Source organism: Nocardia sp. CA-120079 (assembly GCF_050955745.1).
In the GTDB taxonomy this organism is placed as follows: domain Bacteria; phylum Actinomycetota; class Actinomycetes; order Mycobacteriales; family Mycobacteriaceae; genus Nocardia.
Window position 1 is genome coordinate 8170294 of the sequence record NZ_CP192088.1, and the last position, 10482, is coordinate 8180775.

Annotated in this window: 5 protein-coding genes; 2 read left to right on the forward strand and 3 right to left on the reverse strand. The window is 66.8% G+C overall.

From position 1 onward, the window contains the following. The first annotated feature begins 24 nt into the window (after positions 1-24). Positions 25-882: a class I SAM-dependent methyltransferase gene (locus tag ACQPYR_RS37290; protein ID WP_433623983.1), complete on the forward strand. Its 858-nt coding sequence runs from the start codon at positions 25-27 to the stop codon at positions 880-882. A gap of 16 nt (positions 883-898) precedes the next feature. Next, the gene (locus tag ACQPYR_RS37295) at positions 899-1633 is read left to right on the forward strand and encodes a thioesterase II family protein (RefSeq protein ID WP_433623985.1); all 735 of its coding nucleotides are present in this window, start codon (positions 899-901) and stop codon (positions 1631-1633) included. 63 nt (positions 1634-1696) lie between these two features. Here the strand turns inward: ACQPYR_RS37295 and ACQPYR_RS37300 are convergent, their stop codons facing one another. The 3 genes from ACQPYR_RS37300 to ACQPYR_RS37310 all read right to left on the reverse strand — a co-directional run bounded on the left by ACQPYR_RS37300 (position 1697) and on the right by ACQPYR_RS37310 (position 10448). Continuing rightward, the gene (locus ACQPYR_RS37300) at positions 1697-3112 is read right to left on the reverse strand and encodes an aminotransferase class I/II-fold pyridoxal phosphate-dependent enzyme (protein WP_433623987.1); all 1416 of its coding nucleotides are present in this window, start codon (positions 3110-3112) and stop codon (positions 1697-1699) included. Between the two features lie 225 nt (positions 3113-3337). Next, positions 3338-9703: an SDR family NAD(P)-dependent oxidoreductase gene (locus tag ACQPYR_RS37305; protein WP_433623989.1), complete on the reverse strand. Its 6366-nt coding sequence runs from the start codon at positions 9701-9703 to the stop codon at positions 3338-3340. Between the two features lie 115 nt (positions 9704-9818). Continuing rightward, entirely contained in the window at positions 9819-10448 is a 630-nt protein-coding gene (locus tag ACQPYR_RS37310; RefSeq protein ID WP_433623991.1) for a GNAT family N-acetyltransferase, read from the reverse strand. Positions 10449-10482 lie beyond the last annotated feature (34 nt).

Here is a 10482-nt window from a genome sequence, read left to right on the forward strand (position 1 = left end):
CGCTTACTGTGCCAGACTGCACTGGTGCCCGAGACCGCTGAACTTGTTACAAATGTTTCCGACACCGCACGCTGGGTGGCCGCTTTCCGCGCCGCCGAATCCGCGCGCCCGGACGCGCTGTTTCACGATCCCCTCGCCGACCGAGTCGCCGGGGAGCGGGGCCGCGCCATAGCCGCCCACACACCGCGCCTGATGCTCAATGGCTGGAGCCTGGTCGCGCGGACCAAACTCGTCGACGACCTGGTCTTGAAGACCATCGCGGAGGGCTGCGATCGGGTGGTCAATATGGCCGCGGGTATGGATACCCGCCCGTACCGTTTGGATCTGCCCAGCGAATTCTCTTGGATCGAGGCCGATCTCCCCGAATTGGTCGCCGAGAAGAACGAGCTGCTGGACGGAGAGTCGCCGCGCTGCGCGTTCTCCCGCGCGCCGGTGGATCTCGCCGATCCCGAGGCGCGGCGGCAGTTCCTGGACGAGGCCCTCGAGGGTGCGCAGCGGGCGCTGGTGCTCACCGAGGGGCTGGTCTACTACCTCGGCGAGGACGATGTCACCAGCTTGGCCGCAGCGCTGATTCGTCCTGAAATCGCTTGGTGGGCACTGGATGTCAATAACCAGGCGGTTGTGAAGCGGATGCGCAAAGCCACCGCCGAACTGCTGGCCAATGCCCCATGGAAGTTCGGTCCGGTCGATCCGCTGCGCTTCTTCGCCGACCTCGGCTGGACGGCCGACGAGGTGGAACCTATAGTCTCGGCGGCACAACGGTTCCACCGACTGCCCTGGTTCATGAAGCCGTTCATGCTCTTCCCACAGCCGGATCCCCGCAAGCCGATCGACAATTCGCGGCAGCCTTGGAGTGCGGTGGTGCGGGTAACCCATGGGTAATAGCTGGCTACGTCGCATGTCCCCCGCGTCGGCGGCTGAATCTCACAAACTGATCTGCTTCCCGCACGCCGGCGGCTCCGCCATATCTTTCGGCCCATTGGCCGAATGCGTCGGGCCGGAGTACGAGGTTTTCGCCGTCCAGTATCCGGGGCGACAAGACCGAAGACGAGAACCGCTCGTGGGGAATATTCCGGACCTCGTCGACGGCCTGCTGCCCGAACTGATAGCAACAGTCGGGGATGCCGAGGACTTCTCCTTGTTCGGGCACAGCATGGGATCCGTCGTAGCTTTCGAGGCATGCCGACGGCTCGAGCAAGAATCGGGATCGAGCGCGCGCGTCCTGTTCGCTTCCGGTCGGCGCGCGCCTTCGGCAGCGTTGCCCGAGCGGCGAGTGCACCTGCTGAACGATCGCGAACTCGGTGAGCAGCTGCTGCGATTCGGCGGTACACCGGCGGCGTTGCTCGAGGATCCCGAATTTCGAGAGCTGATCCTGTCGATCGTCAGGAACGACTATCGGGCCATCGAGACCTACGAGTGCAGCGCGGACGCGATGGTCAGCTGCCCTATCGTCGCGATTGTCGGCGACCGTGACCCCGATGCGAGTTTCGCGGAAATCCAGGTATGGGGCTCGCACACCACTGGAAGCTTCTTCGCGAAATCATTTCCGGGCGGCCATTTCTTCATCGATTCGAATCGCCAACCGATCGGACAGCTGATTCGCGATCATTGCGCCCGGGCACTGTCGAGCTAGAGCCGGAACGACCGGGTGAGCAACTCGCCCACCCGGTCGTTGTTCCCAGCCGCTCGGCGAGGCTCAACCCGTGACGGTTGGGCCGGACAGGCGGTCGAGGGTTGCCGTTACCTCGGTGAGGAGGTCGACCGTCGAATCCAGTTGCTGTTCAGTGTGTTCCGAGGTGAGGAAGAAGCGCACGCGCTCCTTTCCCGCCGGAACGGTCGGAGCGGCGATAGCGGGGGCGTAGACGCCGTTTTCGAGTAACGCCGTCGAGGCGAAACCAGCCTGGGTCTCACCGGGAATGATGACCGGGCAGATCGGGGTCTGCTGGGAGTCACCCAGGTCCATACCGCGCTCGCGTAGCGCCGTGTGGAAGTGTTTGGTGTTGTCCCACAGACGAGTCAGGCGTTCGGGCTCGTCGGCCAGCACGTTCAGACCCGCCAGGGCGGCGGCGATCGCCGACGGTGCCGGCGCCCCGGTGAGCATCGCTACGCCCGGTGCGCTGGACTTCATCGCCCCGATCAGGTCGGCGTCGCCGGCGATGAAGCCGCCGCAGCTGCCCAGGGCCTTGGACAGTGTGCCCATCCAGATGTCGACGTCGGCGCCCGCCATCCCGTAGTGCTCGCGGATACCGTGACCGCTCGCGCCGAACACACCGAACGAGTGCGCCTCGTCGACCATGACCGCGCAGTCGTATTCCCTCGCAACAGCGGCTAGTTCGGCGACCCGGCCGACGGTACCGTCCATGCTGTAGTGGCCCTCGAGCACCACCAGCGCGCGGTCGAAAGCCGCTCGCGACGTGCGCAATACCACGCGCAACGATTCCGGATCGTTGTGCCGGAAGTTGATTCGGCGGCATCCCGCCCACTGAGTGCCCGAGACCACACTGCCGTGAATCAGCGTGTCGCAGAACGCGACATCGCCCGCACCGAGCAGATATCCGATGACACCGGCATTGGTGAGGTAGCCGCTGGTGGTGACCATCGCATCGCCGACATCGTAGATCCCGGCCAGACGCTGCTCGAGTTCATGGTAGAGCGGGATCTCACCGCCGACGATCCGGCTCGCCGACGCGGAGGCACCGTACTCGCCCAACGCCGAAGTGGCGGCCTGCACTACTCGGGGATGACTGGCCAGACCCAGATAATTGTAGGCGCTGAAATTCACCAGTTCACCTGCGGCGGAGCGGATTACGTGGTCGTTGGGGCTGTTCCGCGGCAGGAAATACGGGCTGGGCAGGCCGGACTGCTCGGTCAGCGCGGCGATCGTGGCGCGTTGCGTCGCAGCCGCGACCACCCCGGGATGATCGGCGAACTGCTTCCCGGGGCCGCGCATGGTACGGTCCGGGCGCGGTGGGATGGACGCGCGGGAGGCTGTGGTGGCGGCACTCCCGCCACCCGCGTTGGGAACCCGGATGCCGCCCGTAGCGACCCTATTGCCCTCCATGGCAGGAATCGACAACAGTTTCCTGGCCAGATCCCGAGCCGACTCGCTCATAACTCCACCTCGCCAGCGCTCGGCACGGCCACGAGCAAGCAGCTCGGCTGTGTCCATTGCTCGCTCGCAAGCTCGCTCATTAGTTCCACCTCTCCGGTATTCGGTGCCGCCCCGAGCGCGCACTCGGCTGGGTACATTCGATCGCTGCGCTCGCTCATGCCTGCGCCTCGATGACGCTCGGTTCCAGCACGAGCGAATGCTCGGCTGTGCCTACTGTTCGCTCGTTCATGCGGGCACCGCCTCGGCCACCGGTTCCGCCGCGTCCTCGCCGGTCTCGCCGACCAGCATCGCGGCGACCGTCGCCCCGGCCTGAGCCAGCGTGAACGTGCGGCCGAGCTGCACCGACGTCATGTCGACGCCCAGATTCTTGGTGACCAGCGCGGAGAATTCCACGGTCATCAGCGAATTGAGGCCGATATCGGGCACCGGCACCGTCTGGTCGATCGACTCAGCGGCCACACCCATGACGGTCGCCAGCTGTTCGGCGAGCATGTACGCCACCACCTCGTTGCGTTTGCCGACCTCCAATTCCCGCAGGGCCGCGGCCAATTGGGCGGACGCCGAATCGCCCTCGGCGGAGGCGGCGATGACCGCTTCGACTCGTCCGGTGCCGGCGAACAGGCCGTTGGCCGCGACGACCTTGTTCCAGTCGACCGGAGCGATGTCGGCGTGGTGGTGCAGGCCGAGTTGCAGTGCGGCTTCGAGGTATTCCGGACCTTCGTCCATTTCGATGGCATCGAGACCGGTACTGAGAAGGTAGCGGGCCGTGTCGGTGTCGACCATTCCCGCGCCGCGCATATGGCCCCAGCCGATGGCCAGCGCGGTGCCGCCGCAGCGCACGATTTCGTCGGCGAGCGCGTTGAGCGCTAGGTTCGCCGCCGTGTAGGTGTACTGACCAGGTGCACCGAAAATCACACCGCCGGAGGAGAACAGCACGAGCATGTCCGGTGTAGCGCCGGCCGCCGCGAGTCCGTCGACCAATGCGCGGGCACCGGTCACCTTGGGGGTGACGACCTTGACGAGGCTGTCGTAGTCGAAGTCGGCGAGGAGTTTGTCGTCGACGGTGCCCGCGGCGTGGAAGACGCCGCGCAGCGGATGGTCGGCGGTGTGTGCCCGCGCGATCATCGCTTTGACGGCCCCCGAATCAGCAATGTCGAGCCGCTCGCTGACAACTTCGACGCCCATCGCCTGCCAGGCGCGCAGCTGTGCTTGTGCCGCTCCGGTTTTCGCTCCGCCCCGGCCCACCAGGGTCAGCCGCCGCGCACCCTTGCCGACCAGCCAGCGGCCGACGGCCAGGCCGAAGCCGCCGAAACCGCCGGTGATGAGGTACTGGGCGTCCGGCGCGACCGCGACCTCCCGTAGCGCAGGCCGGACCAGTGGTGCGGCCTCGCCGAGGTCCAGGACCACGCGCCCGATCTTGGTGGAGCGCGCGACCTCGTCGAATGCCTTGGCAACCTCGGCGGTGCCGTATCGTTCGTACGGCAGTGCCGTGTATTCGCCCGCGTAGATTGCGGAGTTGATGCGCTCCAACGCCGCCATGGATTCGGCAGTCTTCTTCGCCAGCATTCGGTCGATGTCGATGGAGTGGTACGACACGTTCTTTTCGAAGTGCCGCAGGTCCAGAACCCCGCCGTGGTAGCTGTCGGTCTTGCCGACCTCCACGATCCGCCCGAATTCGGCGACGGCGTCGAAGTTCTTGCGCAGCAGATCGCCAGGGGTCGTGCTGATCACGATGTCGGCCCCACGCCCGTCGGTGAGCGCAAGAACCTCGTCGGCGAAGTTCAGCGACCGCGAATTCAGCACGTGATCGGCGCCATGGGCGAGCACGTAGTCGCGACGTTCGGCGGTACCGGCGGTGCCGATGACGGTGGCGCCGTGGCGTTTCGCGATCTGCACAGCGGCCGAACCGACACCGCCGGCTGCACCGTGTACCAGCACCGTCTCCCCGGCGCGCAGCCGGACCAGTTCGAGCAGCGAATATTCGGCGCTGAAGAAGGCCATTCCGTTACTGCAGATTCCGGGATCACTATCGACGGGGGTGCCGAACGCCATGGCCGCGTCCACGGTGTTGAAGCGCCGGATCATGCCGCGTTTGCAGAAGCCCACCCATTCACCGACCGCGAAGTCCTCGACGCCCGGTCCGACCCGCACCACCTCGCCGAGGCCCTCCATGCCCGGTTCGAGGCCGAAATAGGTTGCGCCCAACTGCCGTTCGGTGAGCACACCCGTGACCTTCATCGTGTCCTTGAAGTTCAAGCCGATCGACTTGGTGCGGATCTCGATCTCGCCGGGGCCGGGTTCCTGCCGGTCGCAGCGCCGCCAGGCGAGCTGTGAGAGCACCCGGGTTTTGGGGATCTCCAGGGCGAAGTTGGCTTCCGGATCCACCAGGGGCGCAGCCTGATCGAGGGCGTCGAGACGGCCCTCCAGGGTCCTGGTGACCACCGGCACCCAGCGCAGGCCGTCGCGCAGGTACACCTCGTCGGCATGGTCGTAGGTGAACGCGCCGGGAATGGCGAGTTCGGCGGTCAGGTCGGCGAGCTCGGTCTGCGGGTCGATATCGACCAAACGCCAGCGCAGCACGGACTGTTCGTTGAGCAGGACCCGTCGCGCACCCGCCAGGGCGGCATGCCGCGAGTTCGGCGGCTGGTCGGCTTCCGGATGCGCGAAGGCCCGTTCGGTAATGACGGTGGCGTGGATGCTGCCGTTCCCGGTCATCGGTCGTTCGCCGGTTTCGCCGTGCTGCTCGTCGTCGTATTCGTGCAGGGTCAGTGCCAGCCTGCGCAGCGTCCACAGATTGGTCAATTCGTCGTATTCGGTGCCGGCGACCACGACCACCTGCAACCGCGCCGCATTCGGATCGGTGTCTCGAAGCTGTTGCGCGAAAGCGGTTTCCAGGTCATCGCGGGATGGGTCGCCGACGGTGAAGCTGGAATTCGACGGTGTCAGCGAGGCGATGTCGGCGGCCAGCGCACTCGGCTCCGAGCCGAGCGTGACGACGAGGGTGTGGACGTTCTCGGTCGGTGGCAGGGCCGAGGTGTCCACGGGATCGCGAAGTTCCCAGGTGGTTTCGTAGAAGAAATCCGTCATCCGTTGCAGCGCACTGCGGCCCGGGTCTATCGCGCCCAGCCGCAGTCCGATCATCTGCATGAGCACCTGCCCCTGCGCGTCGAGAAGGTCGTAGTCGATGATCAGCGCGTCCGGATCCTTCAGCCGGGTCACCACGGTCACCGCGGCGGGCAGCGGTGCGAACACCCGCACCGCGTCGACCGCGACCGGCACCATCGGGCTGCCGTTGCGGCCGACGCCCTCCCGCAGGGCTCCGATGCTCTGCACTGCGGCGTCCACGACACCTGGGTGCACGAGGTGTCCGGACCCGGCGGCAATCGACCCGTCCAGGGTGGCCACCACGGTCTTGCCGGATGCCCGCAGCGAGGTGAACCGCCGGAAGGCCGGACCGTACCGCAGTCCGCTCTGCTCCATTGCGGCGTGCACCGATTCTGGATCCACCGTGAGCAATTCGTCGGCATCGGGGACCGTCACCCGCTCCGGCGGATCGTAGGCTCCGTCGACCAGACGGCCGGTCGCATTGACAGTCCACAGGTCCCCGTCGGCGGGCCGGGAGCGAATGGTGAATCGCCGGGTCGATTCCTCGACCCGCAGCTCGACCACCGGCACGTCGCCGTCGGCGATGAGGAGCGGGGCCAGGAAGCGCACGTCCTCCACCGCCACCCGAGCGAACCCCGCCGGGCCGACAAGATCGGAGCGCGCCGCGGCGGCGCTGAGTGCCGCGTCCAGATACGCGGCGCCGGGCAGGATCCGGGAGCCGCCAACGACGTGGTCGTCGAGCCAGGGCAGCGCGGCGACACTCAGGTGCGTCCGCCAAAGGTGCTGGGGTTCGGCCAGATCGGGGTCACCGAGCATCGGATACGAGCCGGTCGTACCGCGGCGCGCCTGCGCGAACGCGGGCAGCTCATTGTGCAGTGCGCTGTGCTGCCACGGGTAGCGGGGCAGCTCGACATGTGGAGTGGGTCCGGCGTGCACGGAGGCGAACAGCGCGTCGATATCGAGGACGCCCGCGGCGTAGAGCCCGACAATCAGCTGCCGCACGCTGACGCCGTCGTCCTGTTTGCGGTTGAGGGTGGCGATGGTCGTGCCGGTTTCGCCCGCGCCGATGAGGATTTCGCGAATGTTGGCGCCCAGCACCGGATGCGGGCCGACCTCGACGAAGATGCGGCTGCCCGCACCGACCAGTGCGGCGGCGGCGTCGGCGAACCGCACCGGCCGCCGGACGTTGCGGCACCAGTACTCGGCATCCCAGTCCGGGCCGTCCACCTCGGCACCGGTCACGGTGGAGAACAGCGGGACGGTCGGCTCGGCCGGCTTCAGATCGGCCAGGGCGGAACGTAATTCGTCGAGAATCGGATCCATCAGGTAGCTGTGGTACGGCACTTCCACCTGTAGTCGCCTGGCGAAAACGCCTTCGGTGACAAGTTTTTCGGCGATCTCGTCGAGCCGTTCCTCGTTGCCCGCGAGGGTCACTCCGCTCGAGCTGTTGATCGCGGCGATGTCGACCAGGTCGTCACCGGACAGCAACTCCCGCGCCGCCTGCTCGGAGACGCCGACTGCCAGCATCCCGCCGGAACCCGCTGTGGTGGCCTGTAATCGGGCCCGGTGGTAGGCCACGGTGACGGCGTCGCGCAGTGACAGCATCCCGGTGACGTAGGCGGCGGCGACCTCGCCGACACTGTGCCCGACCACCGCGGCGGGTTGCATGCCGTGCTCGGTCAGCCACGCGTACAGTGCCACCTGCACCAGGAAGTTGGCGGGCTGGGCCACCACGGTGGTGGTGACCCGGGACTCCTCCTCGGGTTTCAGTAGTTCCTCGATGATGGACCAGCCGGCGATCTCGATGAACACCGCGTCGATCTTCTTCGCCTCGGCGGCGAAAGTGCCGTCACCGGTGAGCAATTCGCGCCCCATGGCCCAGTGTTGCGGCCCCATGCCGGTGAAGACGAATACCGGTTCGGCCACCGTGCGGGGAATAACCTTCCCCACCCGGCCTTCGCCGCCCGCGAATTCGATCAGGCCGCGAACCAATTCGGCATCGTCGCCGAAGGTGATCGCGGCGCGCACCGTATTGTGCTGACGCCGCGTCCAGGCCGCCTCGGCCAGCAGTCCGGGGTCCGCGCCGTCGGCGATCTGCTCGGCGAACCGCCGCGCCAGCTCACGCACGGCCGTCTCGGTCCGGCCCGACAACGGCAGCACTCCGAAATGAACCGGGGTATGCGGGGTGCCGGTGGCCGCCCGGTGTTCGGTGAGGATCGCGTGGGCGTTCGTTCCACCGAAGCCGAAACCGTTGATCGCGACCGTCATTCGCTCGGCGGGCGACACGGGACGCGGCTCCAGCTGCAGTGCCAGGTTGAGTTCGGCGAACGGGATATCGGGGTTGGGCGTGTGCAGCCACCCCTGTGGGGCGATGGTCCGATGCGAGATGGCCAGCGCCGACTTGATCACGCTTGCGATGCCGGACGCGGCCTCGGTGTGCCCGATCTGTGCCTTCACCGATCCGACTCCCAGGGGTTCGGTGCGCCCGTCGACCGCGCCATAGGCCCGGCCGATCGCCTGCAGTTCCAGGGGGTCGCCGACCGCGGTGCCGGTGCCGTGCGCCTCCACATAGGTCACTTCGTGCGGTGCGATACCCGCGCGCGCGGTGACCGATTTGGCCAGTGCCTCTTGCAGATCCGCGTTCGGCACGGTGATAGCGGTGGTGCGCCCGTCCTGGTTCGACCCGGTCGCCTTGACCACCGCGTAGATGCGGTCGCCGTCGCGTTCGGCATCGGCCAGCTTCTTCAGCACCACGATGCCCGCGCCCTCGCCACGCCCGTACCCGTCGGCGGCGGCGTCGAACGGTTTGCTGCGCCCGTCGGCGGCCAGGAAGCCGCCCTTGCACATCGAGATGAAGTATTCCGGCCCCATCAAGACTGTGACACCGCCGGCCAGGGCCATCTCGCAGTCACCGTCGGCGATCGCCCGGCAGGCCAGGTGGAAGGCCACCAGCGACGACGAGCACGCCGTATCGACGGTGATCGCGGGTCCGATCATGTTGAGCGCGTATGCGATTCGGTTCGAGATCATCGTGTACGAGGCGCCCGCCGCGGTGTGCATGTCCACATGGGCCAGCGCCGGGCCGCCCAGCGCGGTGATCGTCTGGTCCATGGTGAACGCGCCCATGTAGACACCGACAGGCGCACCGCCGACACGGCCGGCGAGACCCGCGTCGTCCAATGCCTCCCAGGCGACTTCGAGCGCGAGGCGCTGCTGCGGATCCAGTGCGGCGGCCTCACGCGGGGAGATGCCGAAGAAGTCGGGATCGAATTCCCATGGGTCGCTGGTCATGAACCCGGCCCGCTTGGTGTACATGCGGCCCGGTGCGCGGCGGTCCGGGTCGTAGTAGCGGCGGTAGTCCCACCGCTCAGCGGGGATATCGACGACCCCGTCACGCTTATTCAGCACGAAATCCCAGAAGGATCGGGGGGATTCGATACCGCCCGCATAGCGGCAGCCGATACCGACAATGGCAATGTCAGACACTGGAACTCCTCGGAAACTCTGATCGAACTGTGGGTCCCCCCTGAGAAAGACGTTGTGGGACAACGGGACCCACCCGCCGCGAGCGGTGCGCAATATTCCCCTTGCGCTCAATGCTTCAGGTGGCGTCAGCTTTAACCGCCGGGCGCAGTACAAAGTTCATCTCGGGACCCTTACGTCCAATCTTGATCTTGGTGACGAATTCGCCGCCGAACGCCTCGTAGAAGGGCAGGTTCGCGTCCTTGCAGATCCCGCCGACGGTGGCGCCGTGCTTGTCGGCGTCCGCGGCGGCCCAGGAGGCCAAGGTCAGGCCCACACCGGAGGTCTGCCACTCGGGTTCACAGGCGAGATAGACCAGCGAGCTGTGCGGCTGTGGCGGGGAAACCCGGGCGATGGCGGCGTCGACGTCCATGCCGCGGCGCGTCGCAGTGCCCATGACCTTCAGCAGCAGCAGACCCGAAATCGTCTCTCGCCACAGCGAAGCGCGGAAACCGGGGGGATACCACAGCAGCGCGGCCACGATCTTGCCGTCGACTGTGGCCACTGCCGCACCGTCGCCGGGCAGGAACCGGTACTTGATCATGAGGCGCACCATGTCCGACGACCGCCGGTGGCGCACTGCCGGATTCGGGAAGATGTACTCCTCGACCGGGTCGTCGACGTCGAACGCTCGCGCGACGACCCTGGCTATTTCCTCGATATCGTGCTCGGTAGCCCGGCGGATGACCGGTGTGGCCGACTGATTCAACGCTCGCACCCTAACGCTCTCTCGTGCCCCTGCT

What these genes read in the sequence shown, in the direction of transcription:
- ACQPYR_RS37295 (WP_433623985.1), top strand. Translation starts at nt 899, where the DNA reads ATGTCCCCCGCGTCGGCGGCTGAATCTCACAAACTGATCTGCTTCCCG.
- ACQPYR_RS37300 (WP_433623987.1), bottom strand. Translation starts at nt 3,112, where the DNA reads ATGAGCGAGTCGGCTCGGGATCTGGCCAGGAAACTGTTGTCGATTCCT.